The 25,632-nt window shown below is 55.1% G+C and carries 31 protein-coding genes; 23 read left to right on the top strand and 8 right to left on the bottom strand.

Annotated elements, in window-relative coordinates:
- Positions 1–2 precede the first annotated feature (2 nt).
- The gene (locus tag K5Y30_RS22700) at positions 3–1,715 is read right to left on the bottom strand and encodes a terminase large subunit domain-containing protein (RefSeq protein ID WP_222213481.1); all 1,713 of its coding nucleotides are present in this window, start codon (positions 1,713–1,715) and stop codon (positions 3–5) included.
- Positions 1,716–1,863: 148 nt separating this feature from the next.
- Here K5Y30_RS22700 and K5Y30_RS22695 point away from each other — a divergent pair, with 148 nt between their 5' ends.
- The 17 genes from K5Y30_RS22695 (at position 1,864) to K5Y30_RS22615 (ending at position 12,165) form a co-directional block, all read left to right on the top strand.
- Positions 1,864–2,700: a GPO family capsid scaffolding protein gene (locus K5Y30_RS22695; protein ID WP_222213479.1), complete on the top strand. Its 837-nt coding sequence runs from the start codon at positions 1,864–1,866 to the stop codon at positions 2,698–2,700.
- 46 nt (positions 2,701–2,746) lie between these two features.
- Entirely contained in the window at positions 2,747–3,796 is a 1,050-nt protein-coding gene (locus K5Y30_RS22690; RefSeq protein WP_222213477.1) for a phage major capsid protein, P2 family, read from the top strand.
- A 44-nt stretch (positions 3,797–3,840) separates the two neighbouring features.
- Positions 3,841–4,914 carry a phage terminase small subunit gene (gene gpM, locus K5Y30_RS22685; RefSeq protein WP_222213476.1) on the top strand — a complete coding sequence of 358 codons (1,074 nt, stop codon included), beginning with the start codon at positions 3,841–3,843 and terminating at the stop codon, positions 4,912–4,914.
- A 97-nt stretch (positions 4,915–5,011) separates the two neighbouring features.
- On the top strand, positions 5,012–5,506 hold the full coding sequence (locus K5Y30_RS22680; protein ID WP_222213475.1) for a head completion/stabilization protein: 495 nt from the start codon (positions 5,012–5,014) through the stop codon (positions 5,504–5,506).
- On the top strand, positions 5,506–5,709 hold the full coding sequence (locus K5Y30_RS22675; RefSeq protein ID WP_222213474.1) for a tail protein X: 204 nt from the start codon (positions 5,506–5,508) through the stop codon (positions 5,707–5,709). Before K5Y30_RS22680 ends, K5Y30_RS22675 begins: the two co-directional genes overlap by 1 nt.
- Positions 5,700–5,993: an HP1 family phage holin gene (locus K5Y30_RS22670; RefSeq protein ID WP_222213473.1), complete on the top strand. Its 294-nt coding sequence runs from the start codon at positions 5,700–5,702 to the stop codon at positions 5,991–5,993. The genes K5Y30_RS22675 and K5Y30_RS22670 overlap by 10 nt, the downstream gene beginning before the upstream one ends.
- Complete coding sequence (locus K5Y30_RS22665; protein ID WP_222213472.1) at positions 5,990–6,535, top strand: lysozyme; 546 nt, start codon at positions 5,990–5,992, stop codon at positions 6,533–6,535. Before K5Y30_RS22670 ends, K5Y30_RS22665 begins: the two co-directional genes overlap by 4 nt.
- Complete coding sequence (locus K5Y30_RS22660) at positions 6,535–6,939, top strand: hypothetical protein (protein WP_222213471.1); 405 nt, start codon at positions 6,535–6,537, stop codon at positions 6,937–6,939. The genes K5Y30_RS22665 and K5Y30_RS22660 overlap by 1 nt, the downstream gene beginning before the upstream one ends.
- Complete coding sequence (locus tag K5Y30_RS22655; protein WP_222213470.1) at positions 6,932–7,075, top strand: Rz1 lytic protein; 144 nt, start codon at positions 6,932–6,934, stop codon at positions 7,073–7,075. Before K5Y30_RS22660 ends, K5Y30_RS22655 begins: the two co-directional genes overlap by 8 nt.
- 1 nt (position 7,076) lies before the next feature.
- Positions 7,077–7,571 carry a phage tail protein gene (locus K5Y30_RS22650; RefSeq protein WP_255606757.1) on the top strand — a complete coding sequence of 165 codons (495 nt, stop codon included), beginning with the start codon at positions 7,077–7,079 and terminating at the stop codon, positions 7,569–7,571.
- Entirely contained in the window at positions 7,564–8,205 is a 642-nt protein-coding gene (locus K5Y30_RS22645; protein ID WP_222213469.1) for a phage virion morphogenesis protein, read from the top strand. Before K5Y30_RS22650 ends, K5Y30_RS22645 begins: the two co-directional genes overlap by 8 nt.
- Positions 8,202–8,765 (top strand): phage baseplate assembly protein V, encoded by a 564-nt coding sequence (locus K5Y30_RS22640; RefSeq protein WP_370634235.1) that lies wholly within the window; start codon positions 8,202–8,204, stop codon positions 8,763–8,765. The genes K5Y30_RS22645 and K5Y30_RS22640 overlap by 4 nt, the downstream gene beginning before the upstream one ends.
- Positions 8,762–9,118, top strand: a complete 357-nt coding sequence (locus tag K5Y30_RS22635) for a GPW/gp25 family protein (RefSeq protein ID WP_309832593.1) — start codon at positions 8,762–8,764, stop codon at positions 9,116–9,118. Before K5Y30_RS22640 ends, K5Y30_RS22635 begins: the two co-directional genes overlap by 4 nt.
- The gene (locus K5Y30_RS22630) at positions 9,115–10,032 is read left to right on the top strand and encodes a baseplate J/gp47 family protein (RefSeq protein WP_222213467.1); all 918 of its coding nucleotides are present in this window, start codon (positions 9,115–9,117) and stop codon (positions 10,030–10,032) included. Before K5Y30_RS22635 ends, K5Y30_RS22630 begins: the two co-directional genes overlap by 4 nt.
- 2 nt (positions 10,033–10,034) lie before the next feature.
- Positions 10,035–10,643 (top strand): phage tail protein I, encoded by a 609-nt coding sequence (locus K5Y30_RS22625; protein WP_222213465.1) that lies wholly within the window; start codon positions 10,035–10,037, stop codon positions 10,641–10,643.
- Entirely contained in the window at positions 10,640–11,686 is a 1,047-nt protein-coding gene (locus tag K5Y30_RS22620) for a phage tail protein (protein WP_222213464.1), read from the top strand. The genes K5Y30_RS22625 and K5Y30_RS22620 overlap by 4 nt, the downstream gene beginning before the upstream one ends.
- 2 nt (positions 11,687–11,688) lie before the next feature.
- Entirely contained in the window at positions 11,689–12,165 is a 477-nt protein-coding gene (locus K5Y30_RS22615; RefSeq protein WP_222213462.1) for a tail fiber assembly protein, read from the top strand.
- A gap of 31 nt (positions 12,166–12,196) precedes the next feature.
- Here K5Y30_RS22615 and K5Y30_RS22610 read toward each other — a convergent pair whose 3' ends face one another.
- From K5Y30_RS22610 to K5Y30_RS22585, 6 genes are read right to left on the bottom strand one after another with little or no spacing between them, the layout of a single operon-like run.
- Positions 12,197–12,634 (bottom strand): phage tail protein, encoded by a 438-nt coding sequence (locus K5Y30_RS22610; RefSeq protein ID WP_222213460.1) that lies wholly within the window; start codon positions 12,632–12,634, stop codon positions 12,197–12,199.
- 8 nt (positions 12,635–12,642) lie between these two features.
- Positions 12,643–15,963: a phage tail tape measure protein gene (locus K5Y30_RS22605; protein WP_222213458.1), complete on the bottom strand. Its 3,321-nt coding sequence runs from the start codon at positions 15,961–15,963 to the stop codon at positions 12,643–12,645.
- A complete protein-coding gene (locus K5Y30_RS22600; RefSeq protein ID WP_222213558.1) occupies positions 15,960–16,076 on the bottom strand; it encodes a GpE family phage tail protein in 117 nt (38 codons plus the stop codon). Before K5Y30_RS22600 ends, K5Y30_RS22605 begins: the two co-directional genes overlap by 4 nt.
- A 32-nt stretch (positions 16,077–16,108) precedes the next feature.
- Positions 16,109–16,408: a phage tail assembly protein gene (locus tag K5Y30_RS22595; protein WP_222213456.1), complete on the bottom strand. Its 300-nt coding sequence runs from the start codon at positions 16,406–16,408 to the stop codon at positions 16,109–16,111.
- Positions 16,409–16,466: 58 nt separating this feature from the next.
- On the bottom strand, positions 16,467–16,979 hold the full coding sequence (locus K5Y30_RS22590) for a phage major tail tube protein (RefSeq protein ID WP_222213454.1): 513 nt from the start codon (positions 16,977–16,979) through the stop codon (positions 16,467–16,469).
- Between the two features lie 11 nt (positions 16,980–16,990).
- Positions 16,991–18,181 carry a phage tail sheath subtilisin-like domain-containing protein gene (locus K5Y30_RS22585; RefSeq protein ID WP_222213452.1) on the bottom strand — a complete coding sequence of 397 codons (1,191 nt, stop codon included), beginning with the start codon at positions 18,179–18,181 and terminating at the stop codon, positions 16,991–16,993.
- A gap of 147 nt (positions 18,182–18,328) precedes the next feature.
- Between K5Y30_RS22585 and K5Y30_RS22580 the strand changes: the two genes are divergently transcribed.
- From K5Y30_RS22580 to K5Y30_RS22555, 6 genes are all read left to right on the top strand, one after another.
- Entirely contained in the window at positions 18,329–19,441 is a 1,113-nt protein-coding gene (locus K5Y30_RS22580) for a phage late control D family protein (RefSeq protein ID WP_222213450.1), read from the top strand.
- 60 nt (positions 19,442–19,501) lie between these two features.
- Positions 19,502–19,744 (top strand): ogr/Delta-like zinc finger family protein, encoded by a 243-nt coding sequence (locus K5Y30_RS22575; protein ID WP_222213448.1) that lies wholly within the window; start codon positions 19,502–19,504, stop codon positions 19,742–19,744.
- Between the two features lie 63 nt (positions 19,745–19,807).
- Positions 19,808–20,920 carry a DUF3800 domain-containing protein gene (locus K5Y30_RS22570; protein ID WP_222213445.1) on the top strand — a complete coding sequence of 371 codons (1,113 nt, stop codon included), beginning with the start codon at positions 19,808–19,810 and terminating at the stop codon, positions 20,918–20,920.
- A 279-nt stretch (positions 20,921–21,199) separates the two neighbouring features.
- Positions 21,200–22,102, top strand: a complete 903-nt coding sequence (fieF, locus tag K5Y30_RS22565; RefSeq protein ID WP_008109699.1) for a CDF family cation-efflux transporter FieF — start codon at positions 21,200–21,202, stop codon at positions 22,100–22,102.
- Between the two features lie 209 nt (positions 22,103–22,311).
- On the top strand, positions 22,312–23,274 hold the full coding sequence (pfkA, locus tag K5Y30_RS22560; protein WP_101760662.1) for a 6-phosphofructokinase: 963 nt from the start codon (positions 22,312–22,314) through the stop codon (positions 23,272–23,274).
- 146 nt (positions 23,275–23,420) lie between these two features.
- Entirely contained in the window at positions 23,421–24,410 is a 990-nt protein-coding gene (locus tag K5Y30_RS22555) for a sulfate ABC transporter substrate-binding protein (RefSeq protein WP_192415318.1), read from the top strand.
- 45 nt (positions 24,411–24,455) lie between these two features.
- On the opposite strand, the gene K5Y30_RS22550 is transcribed toward K5Y30_RS22555, so the two are convergent.
- Positions 24,456–25,625 (bottom strand): cupin, encoded by a 1,170-nt coding sequence (locus tag K5Y30_RS22550; protein ID WP_222213443.1) that lies wholly within the window; start codon positions 25,623–25,625, stop codon positions 24,456–24,458.
- Positions 25,626–25,632 lie beyond the last annotated feature (7 nt).

Here is a 25,632-nt window from a genome sequence, read left to right as displayed (position 1 = left end):
GGTCAAAATTCCTCAACAAAGCTTTCTGTGCCGCTGCCGGCGTCATTGCCCAGCGGTTCATTCATAAGTGCGTGCATCGTTGCCCAGGCTAAGTCACCGTGGCTGCTGCCGCGTGTACGGTCTGATGCGTAAGAGGTCTGGCCGCTCTGCGTGACGAATTTGCGGATGGTCATAAAGCTGCTGACGATATCCATCATGCCGGCGTCATATTCGAAGCGGCCGGCGCGAATCACCATCTGCGCCTTGAGTACCAGCTGGCGTTTAACCGCAGGGGTGTAAAGGTGCATTTGCGCTGCCGGGAAGAATTTCAGCACCAGTTGATGCACTGCCGCGCCTATGCCGGTGCCGTCGATATCGATGTGCTGCACGTTGTACATGCGGGTGAGGCGCTCAATAAATTTCGCCTGCTCTTCAAATTCCATGCCGCGCAGCTGGTGTCGTTCAATGACGCGGAATTTGCCGCCGGGCACCAGTGGTGGCGAGAGCACGACGAGGCCGGCGCTGTCACCTTTATCACTGCTGCCATTGGGATCGTACCCAATCCAGACCGGGCGGCTGGCGAGTGGGCGCGGGGCGTAAGGGTTCCAGTCCGGCCAGATGCCGCTGTACCCATCCACGCCGCAGCCAATCAGGGCGTTGTAGTTAAACGCACGTTCGCCGGCGACGACGAATTTACACATGTAGAGGTTGTCGAAATCCTCATCGCTGTTTTCGCTGCGGATCTCTTCCAGGTTGATAAGCGGGAAGCCCTGATCAATCACGTCCTGTACGGTGACAATCTGACGCCAGATATTGTCACCGCACAGCACGCCGTTCTTCAGCGCCTTGTGTGACAGGTCTATCTGCACCTGCTTGCTCTTAAGCTTGCCCTTGTTGTAAAGGTCTCCGTTCCAGAATTTATAGGCTTCGTGCTCTTCCCCTGATGGAGTGGAAAAGTAGGTGCGGCGCAGGCCTACCTGCGTTGCCATACCGGCGGCGACTTTACGCAGGTTCAGGAAGTTGGCGACCCAGAACGCCTCATCGAAATACAGGTCACCCGTGTATGACTGCGCGGTTGCCGCAGAGGTGCCAAGAAAATAAAGCGTTGCGCCGTTCGACAGAATGATCGCATCGCCGCCCTTCAGCTCAACGCCGATGCTGCGTGCCAGAAAAATAATGAATTTCTTAAACTGGAACGCCTGCGCACGCGATGCAGACAGGAATATCTGGTTAGTGCCAGTTTCCAGCGCACGCAACAGCGCTTCGCGGGCAAAGTACCAGCTTGCGCCAATCTGACGGCTTTTCAGGATGAAGCGGTTACGCAGGTTGCGCTGCTTGTACCACCGTTTCTGATGCTCAAACAGCGACTCCAGCACAAGTGTGCGCAGCTCTGTGATCTGCTCAGCCGTGAAGTGGTTCTTCGGCGTCTTCTTCTTCTGCTCTTTGTCCTGCTCTTTCCTTTCATCCCTTGCGAGGCGTGCCAGCTGTCGCCCGAGCAGGTCAATCGTCTTGAAGTCGTGAGAGGATAAATCTTCTTTCTCAATCAGCCGCAGATAGCGGACATCGGTGCGCTCAAGCGCCCGCTGAATGGGCGTTGATTTGTCCCATTCATCACGGCGGCGCCAGGAATAAAGCGTGTTCGCCTTCACCCCAAGTCGCTGAGCGATTTGGAGGATGCTGTATGCCTGCCAGTAGAGGGCTTTGGCTTCTGTTCGGGGATCGAGGGCTGTTTTCATGGGTACAGGCTATCGCGCCCGCGCGAGGTGGAATATCGCCGGCTGTTGTCACAGGCACCTCACAATTCCCTTATGTGGCGCGGCTTTGCCCGGTTTCGGAAGATAGGGGCACAGGGTGAAAGCACCTTAATCAACCGGAGCAAAGAGAATGCCGAAGTCGAAATTATTCCGCGTGGCCGTCGAGGGTGCGACCTGCGATGGCCGCCAGCTGGAGCGCCAGCACATTCAGGAAATCGCAGATACCTACAACCCGCAGGTCTACGGTGCGCGAATCAATCTGGAGCACCTGAAGAGCCTCAGCCCTGACAGCACTTTCCGCATGTACGGTGATGTCGATAGCGTGCAGGCCATCGAAATCAAAGAGGGGCCGCTCGCCGGCAAGCTCGGTCTGTATGCGCTGATTGATGGGACTGATGATCTGGTCACCCTCAATAAGTCACGTCAGAAGGTCTATAGCAGCATTGAGTTTGATCCGAATTTTGCCAAAACCGGCAAAGCCTACCTGATGGGTCTGGCCTTCACTGACAGCCCGGCAAGCCTGGGCACTGAAATGCTTCAGTTCTCTTCAAAGGCTGCGGTTAACCCGCTGGCTCACCGTAAAACCAACGAAAACTGCTTCTTTAGTGAAGCGTTCGAAACCGCAATTGAGTTTGAGTTGGAAGAGTCTCAGACAGACGGCGGTAAGAAGTTCTTCTCCAAAATCAAAGACCTTATCACCGGTGGCGAGCGCCGTTTCTCGGCAGAAGCTGGCGTGATCCGCGAAGCGGTGGAGATTGTAGCTGAGTCTCAGGGGCAGGTGCTGGACCGCGTCGAAGCGCTGAGCCAGCAGCAGACCGGCATGGCGAAGGCGGCAGACGTTGAGAAGCTGAGCAGTGAGCTGGCCGCGCTGAAAACGCAGCTGGCGTCACAGGATGGCGGGTTCAGCCAGCGTCCTCAGTCTTCAGGCAGCAACGGCGTAGATAGAACGCAGCTGGCTGACTGCTAATCCGGCAGTCACGTAAACCCGAATAAACCGATTAAGGAATAGTGAGATGAAATTAGAAACCCGCAAGCTGTGGGATGGTTACAGCCAGCGTCAGGCTGAGCTTAACGGCGTGCCAATCCACCATGTAAACACCCACTTTGCGATTGCACCAAGCGTGTCACAGACGCTGGAAGATAAGGTGCAGCAGTCCAGTGAGTTCCTGAAACAGATTGGTATTTTCCCTGTAACTGAGCAGGAAGGCGAGAAGCTGGGCTTGGGTGTAGGTGGCCCGGTTGCCAGTACCAACGCCAGCAGCACCACGCGCCGTGATCCGCGTTCAGTGCATACGCTGGACAGCGACAAGTTCCGCTGCGAGCAGACCAACTTTGACACCTTCATCACTTATGCGCAGCTGGACATGTGGGCCAAGTTCCCGGACTTCCAGCAGCGCATTACCAATCAGCTGGTTAACCGCCGTGCGCTGGATCGCATCATGGTCGGCTTCAACGGTATCAGTCATGCGGATAAGTCAGACCTGACGGCTAACCCGCTGTTGCAGGATGTGAATATCGGCTGGCTTCAGAAATACCGTGCCAATGCGCCGCAGCGTGTGATGTCAGGCGTCACGCTGACCAGCCGCGATGAGTCAAACAAAATCACCGCCAAAGGTGACTACAGCAACCTTGATGCGCTGGTTTATGACGCAACCAGCTCGCTGCTCGATGAGTGGTACAAGACATCGCCTGATCTGGTGGTGATCACGGGTCGCAATATCATGACCGCGCGTGAATACCCGCTGATCAACGGCATCAGCGACAACAACCCGAACAGTGAATCACTGGCCGGTCAGCTGATTGTGTCGCGTAAGACGATTAACAACCTGCCAACCCTGATTGCGCCGTTCTTCCCTGAGCACGCGATGCTCGTGACCTCGCTGCGTAACCTGTCGATTTACTGGCAGGAAGGTAAGCAGCGCCGGATGTTGAAAGAAGAGCCTGAGTTCAACCGTATTTCGACCTATGAGTCATCGAACGATGCCTACGTAATCGAAGACTACGGCTTTGGCTGCCTGATCGAAAACATCACCTGGGCTGAACCTGCCGCAGGTGGCGAGTAAATCACATTGAGCCGCCGGGCGAGCCCCGGCGGACTGGGGGAAACATGCTGACACCTGCACGCCGCCATTTTGAATCGGTAATGGCGCAGAATCGCGGCACTGCCGCAAACACGATGGCAGACCTGACGGCTTATGAGCAGATGCTTCACCGCCTGCGCATCGATAAAAACCGTTTTCGTGGCATCCAGAACAACAAACTCAAGGCGGACATCAAGGCCGAAGCCCTGCCGAACTATCAGGGCTGGGTAGATGGCGTGCTGGCATCTGACAGCGGTCAGGCCGATGAGGTGCTGACCACGGTCATGCTCTGGCACGTCGATGCCGGCAGTATCGCTGAGGCGCTGCGCATTGGTGAGTACGTTATCCGTCATCACCTGTCTATGGGCGACAACTTCCAGCGTACGGCGGCTGTGGTGCTGATGGATGAAATTTGTGATCCGGTGCTCTCGCACTTCAAAGCCAGCCAGTCAGACGTGCCGGTCAGTGTGGACTTGCTGAAGGCGCTGGACGGCCTGACGGCGAATGAAGATGTGCCTGAAGCGGTTCGCGCGAAGCTCTGGAAGTGCATCGGCTACACCCTGCGCACCAACCCGGAAACGCTGGATGAAGCGCTGGAATATCTGCGTAAAGCCATTGCGGAGTTCAGCGAAATCGGCGTTAAGCGTGACATTGAAATTCTTGATCGCCTGGTGAAAAAGGCTGCGTCAAACGTGACGGAATCCACTGAAGAGTTGAATGGCGGCGGCAACAGCGGCGCTGATATCCCGCGCTCTGCTGTAACAGCCATGACGGTGATTAACGGTGAGTCCGTACCGCTGGCCGCTGGCCCGGTAGTGCTCCGCCAGGAGTCTGGCAACGCACCGGCAGTTGATCTGGTTGCTACGGATTCAGCCACTGTGCCGGTAATTGCTGAGGCCGGTGGGGCAGAAGCAACCGTGCCAGCAGCTGAAACACCGGCGGCGGAGCCGGCAGCCAAAGCCCCGGTTAAACGTGGCCGTGCTGCAGGTAAGACAACAGCCGCTGGTAAAGCCAAAACCAGCGCAGCTGCGGCAAAGAAAACCACTGGCACAGCGAAAGCCAGAACGGGAGCGGCGGCAAAAACCGCTAAGCCGCAGTAAACGAATGTGCCCCCGCGCACCCGGGCGGCACGGCTGAGGTAAACAGCAATGCTGCGTTAGTTCAGCCGTCCACCGCCCGACTTTTGAGAGAGAAGCGATGAGCCTTGTAGCCCGTAAAGACATCAATCCCGTTGAAGGTGACGCACCAGATATCAGTGACGGCGGCGTGACGGTGAAAGCCGGCGCGTTCTGGCCTGAAATCCGACTGGCTGACCTGCGCAAATCAATGCGACTCAACGGGACGGTGACAACGGACAGGCTTCAGCACAACACCCGCGAAGCGGTGAGAAGCGTGACGCGCCAGCTGGCTGACTGGAAAGCCATGCAGGAAGCAGAAGGATATGCGGCGCTGGATGCCGTGCCGGCTGATGAAATCGACGGGCAGTCTGAGCGGGTTTATTGCTTCCAGCGTGCGGTGTACTGCATGGCGAAAGCGCTGCTGACTGAAGGTTATCGCGACTTTGATACGACAGAGCAGGGAGAGAAACACGCGGCGGCGTTGACCTCTCAGATTGACACGCTTTGGCGCGATGCGAATTGGGCAATTCGTGACCTTCAGGTTATGCCGCGCGGTCTGGCGGAGCTGGTCTGATGATCGTGCAGGCGCTACAGGGCGACACGCTGGACCAGATTTGTCAGCGCTATTACGGGCGCACGCGGGACGTAACTGAAGCGGTGCTGGATGCCAATCCGGGGCTGTGTGAGTTCGGGCCGTTTCTCTCGGCGGGGCAGGAAGTCTATCTGCCGGATATCGACCCGGCACCACAGGCGGAGATGGTGCAGCTATGGGACTGACCATGGATAGGGTTGTGTCGTTTCTCTCTTATCTTCCTTCGGCGTTTCTGACGTCACTGGGGCTGCTGTCTCTGACGCAGTGGGCAACGCTGATTGGCGTGGTGCTGGGCATCCTGACTTACCTGCTCAACCGCCGCCACAAACAGCGGATTGAAGAGGAAGAGAAGAAGCGCACGGCCATTTTTAAAGAGATGGCGGAGCGTGCGACACAGCACGATTTGCCGGATGTGGTCTGTGCGATTGAAGAAATCGCCAGGCTGGATAAGAGGCGAAAAACCGCATGAGCATGAAGCGTAGAGCTGTGACCTGTGCTGTATCCGTGATCATCGGGTTGATGGGTGTGAAGTACGCCGGCGAAATCCGTTCCAGCCCGCAGGGATTGGCGTTAATCGGTGATGCCGAATCGTGCCGGCGTGATCCTTATATCTGCCCGGCAGGCAAGCTGACCGCCGGCATTGGCTCTACCACGGCCATTGATGCCCATCACTTCTACAGCGATGAAGAAATTGCGGCGATGTGGGCCGATGACGTGAAGACGGCGGAGCGTTGTGTAAATCAGAACTTCAACGGGAGTGAGATGAATCAGAACCAGTTCGACGCCATGACCTCTGCGGCGTTCAACATGGGGTGCCTCAATCTCATCTGGTACACGGACCGCACCGGAAAGCGGGTGAAAACAACCATCTGGCGCAACGCGCAGGCCCGTCAGTGGGATGCGATGTGCGGACGGCTGAATGACTTCGTTAACGCCGGCGGCGTGAAGCTGGCCGGGCTGGTTAAACGCCGGGACGCTGAGTCCCGCCTGTGCCTGACGCGGGAGGACTGATGAGCCAGCTGAAGTTAAGTCCGGTGGTGATCCTGCTGATTGTGACCGTGCTGGCCATAGCGGTTGCCGGCTGGGAATTTTTGGCAAACCGCAGTGCTCAGGCGGAACTCAGCCAGGCGAAAAAAGATATCGACAGCGCCGCCACCGTGATCGGCAACGTGCAGCGCACCATGACCATTTTCAGCCAGATTTCAGCGGGGCGAGCCAGTGAAAAAGAATCTGATCGGCAACAGGGAGAAAAAGACCGCGCGGCGCTGCGTGCGTCACTGGCGGGTGACCGCTGCGCAGCTGAGCCTGTGCCTGCTGATGCTCAGCGCCGGCTGTTCGACAAAGCAGACCGTATACGTGCCCGCGCAGTGTCCCCGCCTGCCGGCGGAACTGTATCAGGCAACGCCGGTGCCTGAGCCACGCATGGCGGGCAAGCGCCTGTCATGGGGCGAATCACTGGAATGGAATGATGCGTTGCTGGATGCGCTGGACAGCGCGAACAAAGACAAAGCCGCGCTGATGAAAGCAGACGGCGTAAGAGCGGAGAACTGACATGCTGAAGGCGGATTTACTCAGGGCGGCCATCGTAGCGCATCAACCGTGGTTTGTGCAGAACCCTGATCGGCTGGAAGTGTACGTGACCAGCGGCAAAGTGATTGCCGGCGGCGCTGCTTCAGCCTCGTACAGCTACGGCTATGAACTGAACGTGCTGGCGATGGACTACCCGTATGACCTCGACAGCCTGACGATGCCGGTGCTGGGCTGGGCGCGGCGTCATCAGCCAGCACTGCTGCTGAATCCTGCTCTGCGTCAGGAGGGCATCAGCTTTGATGCTGAGCTGCTCAACAACGACACGGCGGACATTCTCTTTGTCATCAAAGCCAGTGAAATGGTGATCGTAACTTTTGATGAGAACGGCAAACCGCAGGCTAAGCACCGCGATGAACCGCTTCACGAAGAGATGTTCCCACCTGATGATCAGTGGTCACTGCTAGCCATCAACGACAACACTGGCGAAGAGCTGACGGAGGGTGACGCCAATGGCTGATGTGCTGATGTTTCATGAGCTGGACGCGATTATCCGCGATGTGATTGGCGTAACCAAAGCCACCACGCGGCGCAGCATGGCGCGGCGTATTGCCGGCGATATTCGCCGCAATCAACAAAAGCGTATCGGCAGGCAGAAAAACCCGGACGGCACGGCTTATAAAGCCCGCCGCAAAAAGAAAATCGGCACTCAGGGCGGCATTCGTTTCCTGTGGAACGGTCAGACGCGCAGCCTGCGCAACTGGCGACACAGTAAGGGCCGCTATGGTGACCGCATGATCACCGGTTTTGATGAAGAACGCGGCTCAATCCGCTCCTTTCTGCGTGATGACATTGAGCGCTATCTCAGCGTTGACCTGCGCCGAAGCGAGAAAACCAAAACCAAACCTGACCCGATGTTTCGCCGGCTGCGTCAGGAGCGATTCCTAAAGGCGAGTGCCTACCCGGATGCGGCAGTGGTGGGCTTTTCTGGCCGTGCTGCAGCGATCGCCCGGATTCACCAGGACGGTTTAAGCGACAAGGTTTCACATAACGCCACCGCGCGCTATCCGCAGCGCCAGTTGCTGGGGCTGACGGAGGCTGATCTGGATGCGGTGACTGAAGCCATTACCGATGCGTTGAAGGGGGCGAAGTGAACGATTTAACACTGGCTGAGCTTAACCGCCTGCTGATGAGCATGATCCGTGTCGGCATCGTAACGGAGGTGGATTTGCTCATGACCGTGGCGCGCGTACAGACGGGCGGGCTTCAGACTGACTGGATCCGCTGGGGTGCTGACCGCGCCGGCGATGCCGTTACGTGGTGGGCGCCATCCGTTGGAGAGCAGGTCGTGATTCTGGCTCCCGGTGGCGCGCTGGAAAACGCCTTCATTGCGTTCAGCCTTTACAGTGATTACGCGCTACCGCCGGATAACGGCAAAAAAATAGATGTGACGCGCTACCCGGACGGGGCGAAGAAAAGTTATGACCCGGCAGCCGGGCTTCTGAGCCTGCTGGCGATGAAAGCCGGCCTGATTGATATGAGTGGAACGCTGACGCTGAACGTTGGCCGTCTTGTAATCAATGCCGGCGAAACAATCATAAACGGCGAAGTGGTTCAGGGCGGCGGCCAGATGAGCTCAAACGGTGTGATTGCGGATGCGCACGTGCACGACAAGGTTAAGTCTGGCGGCGATATGTCAGGGGGGCCGCAGTGAGTACCGGCTGGAAGGGAATGAACAGCGCTGACGGCGCTGTACTTGATGATGAGGCCCATCTGCATCAATCAGTGAACAACATTCTATTGACACCGGCAGGCTCGCGGGTGATGCGTCGCGATTACGGCTCGTCCATCTTCTCGCTGATTGACCAGCCTGACAATGCGGTGACACGCCTGAAGCTGATGTCAGCAGCCTGCATCGCGCTCTGGCGCTGGGAACCACGACTGACGCCGGTAGCTGTGACTGTTGAGACGACGGAACAGGGGGCGGTACAGATGATTGTTAAATCCCGCCGCAGCGATACGTCCTCAACCATTACAACCGATATCACTCTGAAGGAAGGCCAATGAGCGGAGTCATCGACTTATCACAGCTGCCGGTGCCGCAGGTTGTCGAGGTGCCGGACTATGAGGCATTACTTGCTGAGCGAAAAGCCTACTACGTTTCGCTTTTCCCGGCATCGCAGCAAGCGGCCATTGCGCGCACGCTTGAGCTGGAGTCTGAGCCGGCGCTGATGCTGTTGCAGGAAGGATGCTATCGCGAAATCCTGCTGTGCCAGCGCATCAACGAGGCGGCGGTAGCCGGCATGGTGGCATTTTCTACCGGCACGGATCTGGACAATCTGGCTGCTAACAACAATGTCACCCGCCTGACCATTACGCCGGCAGACTCATCTGCGGTGCCGCCGCTGGATGCCGTGATGGAAGATGACAGTGATCTGCGGCTGCGCGTGCCGGCAGCCTTTGAAGGGCTGTCAGTTGCCGGGCCAACCGCCGCCTATGAATCCCACGCGCGCAGCGTGGATGGCCGCGTGCTGGACGTTTCGGCGACGAGCCCCAGTCCGGCGGTAGTAGTGCTGACGCTGCTGGCGCGGGAAGGCGACGGCACGCCGCCAGCGGATTTGCTGAGTGCAGTGAATGTTGCGCTAAACGGTGAATCTGTTCGCCCCGTTGCTGATCGTTTGTCCGTGCAGCCGGCAGTAATCAGCAATTATCAGGTTAAAGCAACGCTGCATCTTTATGACAACGTGGCGGGCGCGCCCTGTCTGGCGGCCGCAAGTAAAGCGATGGCGGCTTATATTGCTGAACAGCGAAAGCTGGGCCGTAGCGTGCGCCGCGACTCTTACAGCGCCGTGCTGCGCGTGGCCGGGGTGGACTGGGTAGAACTTCATGAACCCGCAGCGGATATGATTTTTGACCGCACGCAGGCGGGATACTGCACGGCAGTATCGATTGAGGTGGCGAGCGATGAGGTGCTCGCATGACGGTGAAAAACAGCCTACTCCCGCCGTCTGCCACGAATACTGAAATTCGGCTGGCGAAAGCACGCAGCGGCCTAAGTGCGCTGGCCGCACCGCTGCGTGATATCTGGAATCCTGACACCTGCCCAGTTTCGCTGCTGCCCTATCTGGCGTGGTCTCGTTCGGTTGACCGGTGGGATGAAAACTGGACTGAAAGCGTGAAGCGCAAAGTGGTGAAGGACGCATTTTATATCCATCAGCATAAGGGCACCATCAGCGCGATCCGGCGAGTGGTCGAGCCGCTGGGCTATCTCATTCGCGTGATTGAGTGGTGGAAAACCAACGATGAGCCGGGCACTTTCAGGCTGGACGTGGGCGTGCTGGACACCGGCATCACCGAGGAAATGTATCACGAGCTGGAGCGTGTGATCGCCGACGCCAAGCCGTGCAGCCGCCATCTTATCGGGCTTTCGATCACCTTGGACGCGAACGGCACGGTGCCGGTGGCCGTTGCCAGCTACAGCGGCGACGAGCTGACCGTTTATCCCTATACCCCTGAACTAATCAGCGTCGGCGGGCCGGTGTATTCCGGTGCGGCGGTGCATCTTATCGACCTGACGGAAGTGAGCGCATGACGACAAAATATTTTGCCCTGCTGACCAATCAGGGCGCGGCAAAGTTAGCCAACGCTGCCGCACTCGGAACAAAAGTGAACATAACGCAGCTGGCCGTGGGCGATGGTGGCGGCACATTGCCCACGCCTGACCCGGCGCAGACGAAACTCATCGGCGAGAAGCGCCGCGCGTCGCTCAACTCGCTGACGATAGATGCCGCTAATGGCAGCCAGATTATTGCCGAGCAGATTATCCCGGAGGGTGAGGGCGGCTTCTGGATCCGCGAGATTGGGATGTTCGACGCCGACGGCGTGATGATTGCCGTGGCTAACTGCGCCGAAACCTACAAGCCGCAGTTGGCTGAGGGCAGCGGACGCACGCAGACGGTGCGCATGATTATCATCGTCAACAGCACCAGCGCGGTGACGCTGAAGATTGATCCGTCCGTAGTGCTGGCGACGCGTAAATATGTGGACGACGGCGTTATAGTGGCGAAGCAGTGCGCCGAAAAGTTGCAAACAGAAGCAAAGGAGTATGCCGACACGCTGCTGGAGCAGGCGAAAGAGTACAGCGGCGACACGCTGAAGCAGCACGTGGACGATGCCAACCCACACGCGCAATACCTGAAGATTGCCAGCGCTCTTAAGGAACTGGCTGATGCAGGTAAAGTCCCTGATGCCCTTGCGGTGCTGGGACTGACCGAGCCAGCGCTCGCAGGCGCAAGCGGCGGCGTTCTCGGTGAGTCGGGTTACATCAAAATCCCAATGATTATCGCGGGTATCAAAAAGGTGCTTTACCTTCAGTGGGGAACCTTTACGAGCGTAACGGGAGGCTCCGGCACAAACGGTGTTTACGAAAGCCCGACAGCCACCGTCACGTGGCCGGTTGCATTCCCAAACAATGTCCTTCAGGTGATTACCGGCGGATCGTCCGACGTTGGCGGAGCCGGTCAGCAGGAAATGGCCTGGGCATTTGGCAAAAGCAGGACGTCTGGCTCCTTTGGCTTTCAGTGCCGAAGCCCGAACACCACCATGACAGGTTCATATATTGCGCTGGGGTATTAACGATGAGATTTTCTGAAACAACGCAGGCTTTCTACGACGAGGCTTTTGAGGACAATGCAGCGGTAGATGATATTCCTGCAGATGTCCGAGAAATCACTTTGGAGCAATATCAGGAATTTTATAGCGCCATAAATAGTGCTTGCCGGGTGTACGTTCAGAAGGACAAGCTTGTCATTTCCGAACCACGTCCCGGCGCACTCTGCGAATGGGACGACGGCAAAAAAACGTGGTTTATGAGCGATGCGGCAAAAGCGCAGCAGCAGGCGCAGGACATTGCGAACGCAGAGCGGCAGCGTCAGACTCTGACTGAAGAAGCTACGCAGAAAATATCACTTTTGCAGACAAAGGTGATGATTGGCAGGGCGCTGCTGGACAATGAAAAACAGACCCTGAATATCTGGCTGGACTATATCGACCAGCTGAACCTTGTTGACGTGTCAGCCGCGCCAGGTATCAGCTGGCCCTTAAAGCCCCAATAATTGAAAGCCCGCAGATAGCGGGCATTATTTTTTACAGACTTATCATCGAAAGTACGTCACTGGTTGTGAGGCTACCCAGCCCTTCGCGTATATCCTCGCTCTGTTTTTTCAGCGTCAGCGTAAACTCAATTTTCTGCGCCTTGCCATCCTGCATAAACTCGGTGCGGTTCTCCCTGATGCTGGTAATGGCAAAAATGCCGTAAATCGTGCCGGTACCTTCAATCAGGGGCCAGGCTTTGCCGCCGTAAGCCATGGTGCGAAGCGCGGCGAGTGACACATCACCGCCGGTTATCTCCGGGTACAGCGTGCCGGTGAGTGTGATCGTATCCTCGCCCGCCCCGATGTACTGCCACTTTGCCGATTTTCCTACCCGGTCATTTTTAACATGGCGAAATTCTGTCTGCTGCTCTAGCGACTGATATGGCGCAGTCTGGCGCATGAAAACGAACATGCCGTAAATCATCATCATAAAATCACCTATTCTCTGTCGCGCAGCTGTGAGCGGCGGCGGTTATCACGTTCACGCATCAGCCCGTCAAGCTCGCGGCGCACCGCTGAAGCCAAGCTCTTTTCGTCCATTTTTGCGCTTTCATAAAAATTAATTGTCAGGTTAATCACGTCGCCGCCCGCAGCCGCGCTGATGGCGGCTGTCGTCAGGCCGTCCGGATTTGACCGTCCTGCAGGTGTGATAGGGACTGGCATAGCGGCTGAAAGTGCCCGTGTTGGCCATGTCGCTATGCCGCGCACCATGTCGCCTACGCGCTGGGTAATTCCGGCCATGCTCGATGCGGGAGTGCTAATAGTTGGCTCCCGCCAGTCACCCACAACCGGCAGCACCGGGGGATGGTCTTTAAACACAATTTCGCCGAGCTTGTCAGGATCGCGTGCGGCTGCGCTGACATCAGTGGCGCTTTCAGCGGCTGACTTTTTCTTTTTGCCGGGATTGGTGCCTTTAAGTGCGTCAAAGCCTGAAGCGCTGGCCGGTGATGCGGTAGGCGGTGATGCCGGCGGCTTGGGTGGTGCATTCTGAACGGCTGCGGCAACGGTTGTTGCCGGCACAGGGTTCCATGCCTGCGCGACCATCTTTTTCTGCTTGTCGTCCCATATGTACATGATCGGCGCTTTCGGCTTAGCCGGTGCAGCGGCGTCCATGACGTTTGCGACCTCTTTGGCAGCGTTCGCCGCTTCAGGGATGGCGCCAAGTTTTTTCAGCAGGTAGCCAATACCCTCAGCCACTTTAATGATGACGCTGAGCACGCTGGAAACCGCATTACCTACAATCACCCCGAATGACTGACCGGCTTCCGTACACTCCTTCAGAGAGTCAGCAGATGTTTTCACCGGTTCGAAGAGATTTTTAAACCAGTTCCACACGCCAGAAATCGCGTTGCCGATGCCTTCAAACACCGGAACCAGTCCTGAAAACGCGGAGCGAACAGGTGCAAGCCCTGTGATTAAGCCGTCAAAGAATCCACTGAAGAAGGCTTTGATCGGTGACCAGTATTTCCAGATAAGCAGTGCTGCTGCTGCAACGGCTGCAACGAGCAGACCGATAGGGCTCAGCAGAAAACCAATAATGGATGAAACACCGATGAGCGCATATCTGATTGCGGTGAGGGGGGATGTGGCCACCCACATCAGGGTTGTTCCAATCTTGCTGGCACCGGCTGCAAAGGTGGCAAAGGTGGTCGCGGCCATTGCTGACATCTGTGCCCGCAGCAATGTCAGCGCCTGAAGGGGATTGCGGAAAGCCGATACCAGCGCCTGTCCGGCATTTTCTGCCTGCTCTTTTATGGCATTTAACGCGCCGCCTTTGAATGAATTAAGGATGCCTCCCTCATCATCGTTGTCTCCGCCTTTTAGGGCGCCAAGACCTTCCCTGATCCTCTCAAGCCAGCTGACACCTTCAGCGGCTTCGCTGCCTGAGAACAAACTGATGAAGGATCTAAATGCTTCACCTGCTGAGCCGGATGCCGGGACGATGTTTTTGAACCGCGCCGCCATGCCCGCCAGTGAAGCGAGTGCGCCACCAAAGCCCCTCCCTCCGCCAAGAAGCGTCAGGCCGAGTCGCATGGCGCCCAATGGCACAAGCACCGCACCGATGGCCAGCGCCAGCGATCCCATTATGGCAAGCGCTACGCCAATGACGGCGGCAACCTTCAGGAGGGAAGCGACTACCGCCGGATTGGCTTCTGCCCACGCCCGAAAACGCTGCGTTATCTGTGTAACGTATTTAATGACGCTCATGGCGGGGCCGCGCAGCGTTTCGCCCAGGCTGCTGAAGCTGTTATTCATAGCGGCTTTGGCAATCAGATACTGCGCGGACACAGAGTCTTTGTTGATATCCGACTCGCGGCGCATTGAACCTTTAGAGGCTTCGCCATTAACCAGCTGTAACTGCCGGTAAAGTTCGGGAAGGTTGTTTGCCAGTTTGGCTGCGTCATCACCGAATTCTTTGCCAAAAATCTGCGTCAAAACGGATGTTTGTTTATCAGGGCTGAGTTTCTTCGCAGCCTCGAGCACGGTAATAATGGTGCCCATTGCATCTGTCGGCATCGCCTTCTGGATTTTTTCAGCGCTGAGGCCAAGCGAATTTAGTCCATCGGTAAAGTTCTGGCCCTGTGTGGTGGCAATAGCGAGCTCACGCACCATCGCATTGGTAGCGCTGGCGGCAATTTCTGGCGCAGCGCCTAACGTCAGGAAAGTCGAGCCCAGCGCGGCCGCTTTACGGTAATCGAGCTTGTCTGCAATACCACCTACACGCTGTAGCACGTCGATAATGTCCGCACCCTTGGACTTAGCGTTGTCATCCAGGTAATTAAGTGCATCGCCGAGCTGCTCAATATTCTGTGTAGGTACTTTGTACAGGCCGGCGATTTTGCCCAGACTTTCAGACAGCTCGCCGGCGGGCAGGTCGAATGAGGTGGCCGCCATCGCGGCAGTATTGGCAAAACTCATTAAATCGGCTTTCTGCTTTTCCCAGGGATCGTCACTGTTTGACACACCCATTCGCGCGCCGCCGGCGACAAGCGCGGCATAATCCTGCGCGCCGTTCTCCATAGGAAGAGTTTCGCTGGCCGCTTTGATGGACTTTTGCAGGTCGTAATACTGTGCTGTGCGGTTGCCACTGGCGTCGCGCAGGTCATTAACCTGTTTGGCGACGTCCTTCATGGCATCTTCCATGCTGGCGTAGCTGGTTAAAGATTTAACGACTGGCGCAACCGTAGCGGCACCGGCTACAACTGCTTTCATCCCGCCGCCGGTCAGGCTATCGCGGCGCTCTTTTGCCCTCTCGTAATTACCCTGCGCGCGACTGACCGCCGCCAGCCTTCGCTGCTGTTCTGACAGTTGCCGGTTGTATTCGCCTGTCCTGCGGCTGATTTGTTCTGTGGCCGTTGAGCCGTTACGCAGCACAATGCCGTGGCGCAGCATGGAGGAACTCAGCGCGCCAAGTTTCGCGCGCTCCTCGTTCTGGGCGCGGGTCAGTTGACGGATACTTTCCGATTGTCGCTTCAGCGCGGCGGTTTGCTCTTCGGTGCGCTGACTGGCCGGGCCAAAGCTGTCACGCAGCTCTTTCGCTTTGTTCTTTGCTTCGTTCAGCTGCTGTGAGGTTTTCTGCGATGCGCGCGTAAGCCGGTCAAAACTGGCGGCGTTGCGTTCCATGCTTTTAAGTGAGGACTGCGTGTCGCGGATTTGGGAGGCCAGCGCGGCGGCACTTTTCTGCGCGGCACTGGCAGGACTGGTGAGCTTATTAACCGCGTCGAAGGCGACGCGGATACTGAGATTGCGATCTGTCATTCTTCGCTTCCGCTACGGGCTACCGCGCGCGAATGCCAGTCAATCAGTTCATTCACGGGCATGTCATCAAACGCGGACGGCGGCCAGTGAAAGATAACGGCGATATCTGCGATCAGTTCATCGGTCAGAACCGCCGGGCACAGTATTACGCGTCTTCCGCTTCGGTCGTGCTGGTCACGGAGGATGGCGCCAAAAAATCAGCCACTTCTTTAGAAAGTTCTGCGAAGTCGCGCACGTCCAGCAGTGATACTTCAGCTTCAGTCAGCGCCGGACTGGTGACGCGTGGCAGCAGCTTAATCAGTGAATCGACGTCGCTGGTCATGACGTCATACAGCTTCAGTCCGCGCAGGGAGCCGGTTTGCTGCATGGCTTCAGTGACGGTAACTTCTTTGATCTCGCTGTTTTTACGGATGACCGGTTTTACCAGGGCGATAGGTTTACGCATTTTTTTATTCCTATTGAACCGGCGAATGGCCGCCGGTGAATTGATTATGTAGGGTTAATTACAGGCCAATATTGGCGCGGTGTTTCTCAAGGATGTCCGTACCGTCAACCTTCCAGATCATGTTGAGAAGGTCGATTTCAAACAACTCATCGCCATCTACAGTGATCTTGCAGTAGGTATTTTTCAGCGTGTACTTATGCTGCGTGTTATCCCCCTGCTTTGCTGAACCCCAATCCATTTCAGTCACGCGTCCGCGTGTCTGGATTTCACAGGCTATTGCTTCACCGGTAGCGTCGTCGGAATAGGAACCAGCAAAGCGCAGCTGCGTACCGTCGATGTTAGCGCCATAGGTTTTCAGCATTTCCACTGACAGGCCGCCCATGGTGAGCTCCATATCCAGCGCGCCTGCCTCAAACCCCATGTGAGCGGCTACCGCGCCAACCATGCCCGCGCCCTGATAATCCTCCGTTTTACGGGTGAGCTTTGGCGTAGTGAGTTCTTCCGCCTGACCGAGAAAGCTTGCGCCGTTGAGGAAGGTGTTAAACAGAAACAGTTTTTTAGGTAATGACATTGCTTCCTCCGTTACGCTGAAAGCTGATCGAATACGGCAAAGTATTCGTCGGTGAATTCCTGCGTCAGTCCCAGCTGTTCAAGCGGAGGAACTGGCGTGTATTTGTAGCGGATGCGCAGCTTGCCATCGCGCAAATCGCCCGTGAAATTATCGTTTTTGTCATACCAGCAGCTGAAGCCCAAAAGGCGGTTTGACGTTACGAGCGAAGCGCCTTTGCGGTTAATTCCGTCCACGATGTCCTTAACCAGCGATGGCGTAAGCGGCTTATCGATATACCCGAAGTGCGCCTCAGCAATCATGTCTGCCAGAATCTGAGCGGTGCGGGTATAGCTTTCGAAGGTATAGGTTTCCGCATCGCATGTGCGGGAGCCCCAGAAGCGGAAGCCATCACGCTTAATCAGCGTGGTAATGCCTTTGCTATTGAGCTCATCGGCGTCCGTATCGGTGCCCTGAAGCGACCAGTAAACATCAGCTGAAATGCCCAGCACGTTGCTGACCACAACGTTCGACAGCGTTTTATGCCAGCCCTGATCGGCATCAATTTTCGCACGCAGACCCACGGCGTAAGCGGTGGCAGGGATGGTTTCGTTTTGACCTGATGCCGAGTTGTAGGCGATAAACTCAGGCCAGATGACCATCAGCTCGCGCTGCGCAAAGGTGGCGCGATAGGCTTTGGCTTCTGCGATGGTTTTGCAGCCGTATGCGCCGATGTAAGCAAACGCGCGCAGTTTTTCTGCAATGACGCCAAGCTGCGCAGCGACAGCAGCTGAGTCCAGACCCGGAACGGCCAGAACGCGAGGCGTTTCACCGGTACTGGCCGATACAGACAGCAGTGCAAACAGGCCGGTATAGCGTCCGTCTGCACCAGTGCCGCCGATGACAAGCTGATCCTGCGTGGGTGCGACTTCCCCCTCAGCTTTTTTGTAGGTAGATGCATCCTGCACGCGGATGACAATCACCTTCGGGCTGGCCTGATCGGAAATGGCTTTTAACGTGGTGTAGAGCGTGCCTTTTTTGCCGGCTTTGCCGAGCACGCTGCTTACGCGGGTGATCAGCACCGGCGTATTAAGCGGAAACGCTGCTGCGTCCGCGTCATCCGCGATACAGACAACACCAATCGTAGATGTGTCGATATCACGGATAAGCGTGCTGAGTTGAGTGGTCTCAGTTGTCTTCACGCCGTGATGAAATGTGTCGGTCATGGTCGTATTGCCTCTCGTTGATGAGTGGTTCCATCATCACCAGTTACCTCATCCAGTTCACGCGCCGGCGGTTGTCAGAAGCGGCTAACAACCGCCTGTGGCTGGCGTAACCCTCGCGCACGCGGGAGGATGCGACAGGGGGAAACTATGCTGAACATTCTTGATAAAGACTTAACACCTCGCCCGGCTTTCAGGCTGACGATTGACGGCACCGTATCGGCAAATCTGGATGCGCGCCTCATGTCACTGACTCATACCGACAACCGCGGCTTTGAAGCTGACCGCCTTGAGCTGACTATTGATGATTCAGACGGGCTGGTCTCAATGCCGGCGCGCGGGGCAAAGGTCAGTGTCGCCATCGGATGGCAGGGAGAAGCGCTGGTAAGCAAAGGGATATTTGTCGTTGATGAGGTATCTCATCAGGGGCCGCCGGACCGGCTCATCGTGACGGCAAGCAGCGCGGATTTCAGGGATGATTTCAACGTCAAGCGCGAATACAGCTGGCACAACGTGACAGTGGGAGATGTGGTTTCCGCGATAGCCGGACGCTACAAGCTGAAACCGGCGGTGAGTGTCTCGCTAAAGGATATCGGCATCGATCATGCTGACCAGACCAGCGAGTCAGATATCAGTTTTCTAACGCGCATGGCTCAGATGCTTGGCGCTGCTGCCACAGTGAAAAACGGTTCACTGCTATTCATTGTGCCTGGTAAGGGGGTATCAGCAAGTGGTCGGGTGCTGCCGGCTGTGACCATTACCCGTGAAAGTGGTGACAGTCATTCATTCAGGGTGGCTGATCGTGATGCCTACACTGGCGTTCAGGCTTACTGGCTGGATCTTAATTTTGGTAAGAAAAAGCCCACCACGGTCAAACGCCGGCGGAAAAAGAAAAAGGTAAACGTTGAGCCCGCATCAAGCAAAAAAGAGGGTGATTACGTAGAAGGTGCAGAAGGGAACGTATTTGTAATGCGCCAGACGTTTAAGACCGAACGCGCTGCCCGTCGCGCCGCGGCGGCTAAATGGAATCAGCTTCAGCGTGGTGCGGCAGAGTTTAATATCACTCTGGCTCGCGGCAGGGCAGATCTGTTTCCCGAACTGCACGCGAACGTGTCAGGCTTCAAGCCCACAATTGACGCGGCAGATTGGGTGATAAAGCAGGTGAATAACACGATTGATGAAAATGGCTTTATAACCGGGCTGGAGCTGGAAGTCAGAATTACCGATTGGGATGCGGAAGAAATTGGTGATGATTCGGAATAGATTATAAATCAGACATCTCTTAAACTATGCAACGAGTCTAATCAGAAGTGGTGAGGTCTTATGTTCACCTGCCCAAAGTGTAACGCCGCCGCAAGAACCCGTACCAGCCTGATGCTCAGCAAAGAAACACGTCGCAGCTATCACCAGTGCACGAACATGCTGTGCGGGCAGTCATTTACTACTCTGGAGTCAGTAGAAAATTACCTGAATAATGTAACGCCTTCCGCCAAGGCACACATTATTCCGGCAGGTGCTTTTCCGCGATCTAACTACGGCGAGAGCCAGTTGTCATTGCCAGTATGATGTACCCCAAAAGAACCCTGCAAAAGCGGGGTTTTCATTATGAAAAGTTCAAATGGAGGAATCATGGAAGTTTACGTTTACGCGGATGAATCAGGAAATTCAGGAAGAAATATCTTTGACCCCAAATCTCTAACTTATTATCAGGGGGCGATAATTTCATTGGGCGATGCAGATGAAATTATTGGAGAAGTAATTAATAGGCATTGCGCTAGATTAAATGTGCCAAGGATTCATTCCAATGAGCATTTGGAAACTGAAGTAGCTTTAATTTGCGATGATTTGATTAATGCGCTATCGCATTACAAATGGAAATTTTTTTACTGTGTAATTCATAAACCATATATTGTGCCAACTAAATTTGTTGATCTTTTTTTTGATAGCTATGATAACCCCGGGGTGCCAGTGCTGTGGTATACAACTGAGCTCTTCCGTCATTCACTGTGTTTAGCTGTAAACCACCTAATGACTGAAGATGAGGCTAAAACCTTTTGGGATTCATATTTGTCAGATGATATTAGCGGGTTGATTTCTACCGCTGTAGATTTAAGATCTCGCTTAGACCGAATTGGTGATCCAAGAATGAAAGAGGTCATGGAAAGTGGACTTGACTACGCAATCAGTCATCCAGATCAGTTTGCTCTTATCTGTACTCAAGGTAAAAGCGCTTATAAAAAACAAACTCCTAATTTAGTCGCTTTTTCAAGTTTAATGGCAGCAACGCATTCATTTTGTAAAGAGAACGGTGCTTCTGTTAAACAACTAATTCATGATAGAAGTGATGAATTTAGAGGCACGATGCGTGAATATCATCGTATTTTCCACAAGCTGGACCAAGTTCAAGATGAATTTGGAGGCCCCGTACTGTTTGAAGAAGCAGAATTTGATTTGGGTACTTTCGATTTGCGTGGTTCTGCAAGCCACCCCGCATTGCAAGCTGTAGATGTATTTTTATGGATGTTGCAAAGAGATTTGAAAACAGAAGAAGGTAAAACTGTTTTTGCAAAACTACAAAACTATTTTGAAGATTTTGTCATATCCCCTGCAATGTCTAACATGATTGTGCAAGCCCGCATTCATCAGCTTCATTCAGCTCCTCTTAGTAAAGGCCAACTAAGGGCAGGAAAAAAGTTGTCAAAAAAGCTGGAGGCTAATCGGCAAAAAAGGCTCAGAAATTAGTAAAATTATCCCCGAGTAGTTCCGGGGATAAAAATGATGTGGTCAATAGGTGGACATTAATTGAAGTAAATCCTTTTATTTCAATAGGTTTAATAACATTAATCGACACCATCCCTGTCTTCCCCCGCATGATGCGGGGGTTTTTTTTGCCTGTCATTTCTCTCTAACATCATTGCCTTAAAATTCAATCACGCAGCACACTTATGCCGATGATAAACTTTAGCCATCTTGAGACCTAAAGGCCGCACCCATGAAGCGTGCGATCCGACGAGGCATAGCATGGATTCTTCCTATGCAAAGTTAGTTAATCGGGCGGCGCTGGCGGCAACTACGCTGGCGACATTGCTGTTAATCGTAAAAATTTTCGCCTGGTGGCATACCGGTTCAGTCAGTATGTTGGCGGCGTTAGTGGATTCATTGGTGGATATCGCCGCTTCACTCACCAATTTGCTGGTGGTGCGCTATTCACTGCAGCCGGCCGATGACGATCACACCTTCGGCCACGGTAAAGCCGAATCTCTGGCCGCGCTGGCGCAAAGCATGTTTATCTCCGGCTCGGCGCTGTTTCTGTTTCTCACCGGCATTCAGCATCTGGCCTCGCCCGAAACCTTACATGCGCCGCTGGTGGGCATTGTGGTGACGGTGATTGCGCTGTTTTCAACCCTGACGTTGGTTGCCTTCCAGCGCTGGGTGGTGCGACGCACGCGCAGCCAGGCGATTCGTGCAGACATGCTGCACTATCAATCTGACGTAGTGATGAACGGCGCAATATTGGTCGCTCTCGGTTTGAGCAGCTATGGTTTTGTACGGGCGGATGCGTTGTTCGCGCTCGGCATCGGCGTTTACATTCTCTATAACGCGTTGCGGATGGGTTATGACGCGGTACAGGCGCTGTTGGATCGCGTTTTGCCCGAGCATGAAACGCAGGAGATTATCAACGTGGTGACCAACTGGCCGGGCGTACGCGGCGCGCATGCATTACGCACGCGACAATCGGGCCCCACGCGTTTTATCCAGCTGCATCTGGAGATGGAAGATCAGCTGCCGCTGGTGCAGGCCCATCAGGTGGCCGATCAAATTGAGCAGGCGTTACTCAAGAAGTTTCCCGGCTCAGACGTCATCATCCATCAAGATCCCTGTTCTGTTGTGCCGAGCAATCAACATGGATTTTTTCAAGGTTAGCGATTTAAAATCATGCAATTACACAAAAAAAGTGACGTAACGCTAACAACTCTGTAAAAAATTAGCGAAAACTTGTCTGACCTGAATCAATTCAGCATCAAGCGTTTGATATACTATTTTGCAACTATTAAGCCATGCGATCGCGAGCTGGTCCACGCCGGACACATGGCAGGAATAATCCTTAGTTTTTGAACAATCCAGAGGTTGTCATGATCAAAAAAATCGGAGTACTGACCAGCGGCGGCGACGCCCCAGGCATGAACGCAGCCATTCGCGGAGTTGTACGTTCCGCGCTGAGTGAAGGACTGGAAGTTTTTGGTATTTACGACGGCTATCTGGGATTGTACGAAGATCGCATGATCAACCTTGACCGCTACAGCGTGTCAGACATGATCAACCGCGGCGGCACCTTCCTCGGTTCCGCCCGCTTCCCAGAATTCCGCAACGATGAAGTGCGCCAGACCGCGATTGATAACATGAAAAAGCGTGGTATTGATGCGCTGGTGGTTATCGGCGGTGATGGTTCCTACATGGGTGCTAAGCGCCTGACTGAAATGGGCTTCCCGTGCATCGGCCTGCCTGGCACCATTGATAACGACGTAGCAGGTACTGATTACACCATCGGTTATTTCACTGCGCTGGAAACCGTGGTTGAAGCGATTGACCGCCTGCGTGACACCTCATCTTCCCACCAGCGCATCTCCATCGTGGAAGTGATGGGCCGTTACTGCGGCGATTTAACCCTGGCGGCAGCGATTGCCGGTGGTTGCGAGTTTATCGTGCTGCCTGAAATCCCGTATACCCGCGAAGAGCTGGTTGCTGAAATCAAAGCTGGCATTGCCAAAGGTAAAAAGCACGCCATCGTGGCGATCACCGAGCACATCTGCGATATCGACGATCTGGCGCACTTCATCGAAGCTGAAACCAAACGCGAAACCCGCGCTACCGTTCTCGGTCACATTCAGCGTGGCGGCGCACCTTGTGCCTATGACCGCATTCTGGCCTCGCGCATGGGTTCCTACTCCATCGAGCTGCTGCTACAAGGCTACGGCGGCCGCTGCGTCGGTATTCAGAACGAGAAGATGGTGCATCACGACATCATCGATGCGATTGAAAATATGAAGCGTCCATTCAAACGCGACTGGCTGGATACCGCGAAAAAACTCTACTGATTATTCAGCATCAAGGCGCGACGCGATTCGCGCCTTTTTTATGCCTACTCATATTCCGTGCGGTTATAACAGCTTATTTTTAATTCTTTAATCCGTGGATAAGTTTGTGTCAGTCTTGTTCTATAACGACCTCGGGAGAGCAAGCAATGAATAAGTGGAGTATTGGTGTCACCCTGTTACTGGCTTCAACCAGTGTTCTGGCAAAGGATATTCAGCTGTTAAACGTCTCTTACGATCCAACCCGTGAGCTGTACGAGCAGTACAACAAAGCGTTTAGCGCGCATTACAAGCAGGAAACCGGCGACAATGTGGTGATTCGCCAGTCGCACGGCGGTTCAGGTAAACAAGCAACCTCAGTGATCAATGGCATCCGTGCTGATGTGGTTACGCTGGCGCTGCAATCTGATGTCGATGCTATTGCTGACCGTGGTCGTATCAATAAAGACTGGATTAAACGCCTACCGGACAACTCCGCACCCTACACCTCAACCATCGTGTTCCTGGTGCGCAAAGGCAACCCGAAAGGCATTCATGATTGGCCAGATCTGATCAAACCGGGCGTTTCCGTCATCACGCCAAACCCGAAAACGTCAGGCGGCGCACGCTGGAATTATCTGGCTGCATGGGGCTGGGCGCTGGATCAAAACAACGGCGATCAAGCCAAAGCGCTGGCTTACGTGAGATCGCTGTTTAAGAACGTAGAAGTGCAGGATTCCGGCGCACGTGGTGCCACTAACACCTTCGTGGAACGCGGCATTGGCGATGTGCTGATAGCGTGGGAGAACGAAGCCTATCTGGCGGTAAATAAGCTGGGTAAAGACAAGTTTGAGATCGTCACCCCAAGCGAATCGATTCTGGCGGAGCCAACGGTTTCGGTAGTGGATAAAGTGGTCGACGAGCAGGGCACCCGCAAAGTAGCCGAAGATTACCTCAAGTATCTCTACTCGCCGGAAGGTCAGACTATCGCGGCGGAGAATTTCTATCGTCCACGTGATAAAGCCGTTGCGGAGAAATTTGCCAATAAATTCGCCCCGGTAAAACTGTTCACTATCGACAACAAGTTTGGTGGCTGGACGCAAGCCCAGAAAACTCACTTCGCCGATGGCGGCAGCTACGACCAGGTGATGAAGCCATAACGTACATCGTCAGGTCGCCATTTATGGCGACCTTTTTACATACGATTACGCCTCTTGCGTCGCCAACCGCCGACCGGCACGCTGGGCCACCAGCGGCAACAATGCCTGACGTACCAGATAGCCATCTGGATCCAGCCCCCAACCTAACGCAGCAGCGGCATCGACAATCGCTTTATCCCATTCCAGTTTTTTCCGTCCGTCACCCGCAGTGGTAATCACCACTTCACACGCATGATCGGATGCCTGATAGCGACGCCAGCTGCCTGCCGGCACGGAAATCACCGAACGCTCCGGCGCGGTCATCGTCACTTCTTCACCATCACGATTAAAGGTCACAGTAAGCGTGCCCTTAAACACCATGAGTACTTGCACCTGTGCGCAGCGGTGCGTACCCATCTCGCCCGCTCGTGGCAAAGCCAGCCACTCTACCGAGAAGCCGTGTGGCGTGTTGATGGGCGGAGCGACCTGACGATCCTGATTGATGCCATAGCCGATAACGGGTGCCATACGCGCACCGTGACCCGGCAACATGGCATCCAGTAGCGCGTGTTCGCTCCAGGCGCGCTGCTCACCGGTGACGGCAAACTGCGCCATCTGCTCGGGCGTAAAATGCTGTAACTGCGCCATCTCCGCCTCGGGCAGCGGCGGCATACGCTCTGCAACCGGCGGGATCGCCACGCCGGTTGAGGTATCGATCAGCATGTTATTGGGGCTGAGATAGAGCCCATACTCCGCCGCCGCCGACATCACATCGGGATGCCAGATAATGCCGCCGGTGTTATCGCCGCCCAGCACGGTAAATACCCAGCCATCGGTATCGGTAGACGACACATTGGTGAAGCCACGGAAAATCCAGGTTGGCAGGCTGACAATCGCCGGAGCGTCGAGCTCCAGCGACGCTTCGCCTTTATTCCCCCAGCGGAAACGCCAGCGGCCTTCATGGATCAGGAAGACTTCGGCAGTGAAATGCAGATGCAGATTATTGGTCACGCCTTTTGGCATCGCCGCCGCGCCAATATTAAAACCGTGCGCTTCAGGAATATTGATCACCTGCTCAGACGACTGCGTCACGCCCGGCCCGATAAACGAGTAATTCTGCTTGAGATGCGAACCCGGCAGTTTGCAGTCGATAAACGCCAGATTGCACGACACCATATCTTGCGGCGCGATCAGGCGCGCACGTGCTGCTGTAGCGGACAATGTTTGCTGTTTCATCTTCTTC

Origin of the sequence: Pantoea sp. DY-5, from assembly GCF_019795955.1 — a bacterium.
GTDB lineage: Bacteria > Pseudomonadota > Gammaproteobacteria > Enterobacterales > Enterobacteriaceae > Pantoea > Pantoea leporis.
The sequence above is the reverse complement of the archived record's forward strand: the minus strand, read 5'-3'. Positions and strand labels throughout refer to the sequence as shown.

Bases quoted from the DNA above. Each gene is read 5' to 3' on its own strand.
- K5Y30_RS22700 (WP_222213481.1), bottom strand. From the start codon at position 1,715: ATGAAAACAGCCCTCGATCCCCGAACAGAAGCCAAAGCCCTCTACTGG.
- K5Y30_RS22695 (WP_222213479.1), top strand. From the start codon at position 1,864: ATGCCGAAGTCGAAATTATTCCGCGTGGCCGTCGAGGGTGCGACCTGC.
- K5Y30_RS22690 (WP_222213477.1), top strand. From the start codon at position 2,747: ATGAAATTAGAAACCCGCAAGCTGTGGGATGGTTACAGCCAGCGTCAG.
- gpM (WP_222213476.1), top strand. From the start codon at position 3,841: ATGCTGACACCTGCACGCCGCCATTTTGAATCGGTAATGGCGCAGAAT.
- K5Y30_RS22680 (WP_222213475.1), top strand. From the start codon at position 5,012: ATGAGCCTTGTAGCCCGTAAAGACATCAATCCCGTTGAAGGTGACGCA.
- K5Y30_RS22675 (WP_222213474.1), top strand. From the start codon at position 5,506: ATGATCGTGCAGGCGCTACAGGGCGACACGCTGGACCAGATTTGTCAG.
- K5Y30_RS22670 (WP_222213473.1), top strand. From the start codon at position 5,700: ATGGGACTGACCATGGATAGGGTTGTGTCGTTTCTCTCTTATCTTCCT.
- K5Y30_RS22665 (WP_222213472.1), top strand. From the start codon at position 5,990: ATGAGCATGAAGCGTAGAGCTGTGACCTGTGCTGTATCCGTGATCATC.
- K5Y30_RS22660 (WP_222213471.1), top strand. From the start codon at position 6,535: ATGAGCCAGCTGAAGTTAAGTCCGGTGGTGATCCTGCTGATTGTGACC.
- K5Y30_RS22650 (WP_255606757.1), top strand. From the start codon at position 7,077: ATGCTGAAGGCGGATTTACTCAGGGCGGCCATCGTAGCGCATCAACCG.
- K5Y30_RS22645 (WP_222213469.1), top strand. From the start codon at position 7,564: ATGGCTGATGTGCTGATGTTTCATGAGCTGGACGCGATTATCCGCGAT.
- K5Y30_RS22630 (WP_222213467.1), top strand. From the start codon at position 9,115: ATGAGCGGAGTCATCGACTTATCACAGCTGCCGGTGCCGCAGGTTGTC.
- K5Y30_RS22620 (WP_222213464.1), top strand. From the start codon at position 10,640: ATGACGACAAAATATTTTGCCCTGCTGACCAATCAGGGCGCGGCAAAG.
- K5Y30_RS22615 (WP_222213462.1), top strand. From the start codon at position 11,689: ATGAGATTTTCTGAAACAACGCAGGCTTTCTACGACGAGGCTTTTGAG.
- K5Y30_RS22610 (WP_222213460.1), bottom strand. From the start codon at position 12,634: ATGATGATGATTTACGGCATGTTCGTTTTCATGCGCCAGACTGCGCCA.
- K5Y30_RS22605 (WP_222213458.1), bottom strand. From the start codon at position 15,963: ATGACAGATCGCAATCTCAGTATCCGCGTCGCCTTCGACGCGGTTAAT.
- K5Y30_RS22595 (WP_222213456.1), bottom strand. From the start codon at position 16,408: ATGCGTAAACCTATCGCCCTGGTAAAACCGGTCATCCGTAAAAACAGC.
- K5Y30_RS22590 (WP_222213454.1), bottom strand. From the start codon at position 16,979: ATGTCATTACCTAAAAAACTGTTTCTGTTTAACACCTTCCTCAACGGC.
- K5Y30_RS22585 (WP_222213452.1), bottom strand. From the start codon at position 18,181: ATGACCGACACATTTCATCACGGCGTGAAGACAACTGAGACCACTCAA.
- K5Y30_RS22580 (WP_222213450.1), top strand. From the start codon at position 18,329: ATGCTGAACATTCTTGATAAAGACTTAACACCTCGCCCGGCTTTCAGG.
- K5Y30_RS22575 (WP_222213448.1), top strand. From the start codon at position 19,502: ATGTTCACCTGCCCAAAGTGTAACGCCGCCGCAAGAACCCGTACCAGC.
- K5Y30_RS22570 (WP_222213445.1), top strand. From the start codon at position 19,808: ATGGAAGTTTACGTTTACGCGGATGAATCAGGAAATTCAGGAAGAAAT.
- fieF (WP_008109699.1), top strand. From the start codon at position 21,200: ATGGATTCTTCCTATGCAAAGTTAGTTAATCGGGCGGCGCTGGCGGCA.
- pfkA (WP_101760662.1), top strand. From the start codon at position 22,312: ATGATCAAAAAAATCGGAGTACTGACCAGCGGCGGCGACGCCCCAGGC.
- K5Y30_RS22555 (WP_192415318.1), top strand. From the start codon at position 23,421: ATGAATAAGTGGAGTATTGGTGTCACCCTGTTACTGGCTTCAACCAGT.
- K5Y30_RS22550 (WP_222213443.1), bottom strand. From the start codon at position 25,625: ATGAAACAGCAAACATTGTCCGCTACAGCAGCACGTGCGCGCCTGATC.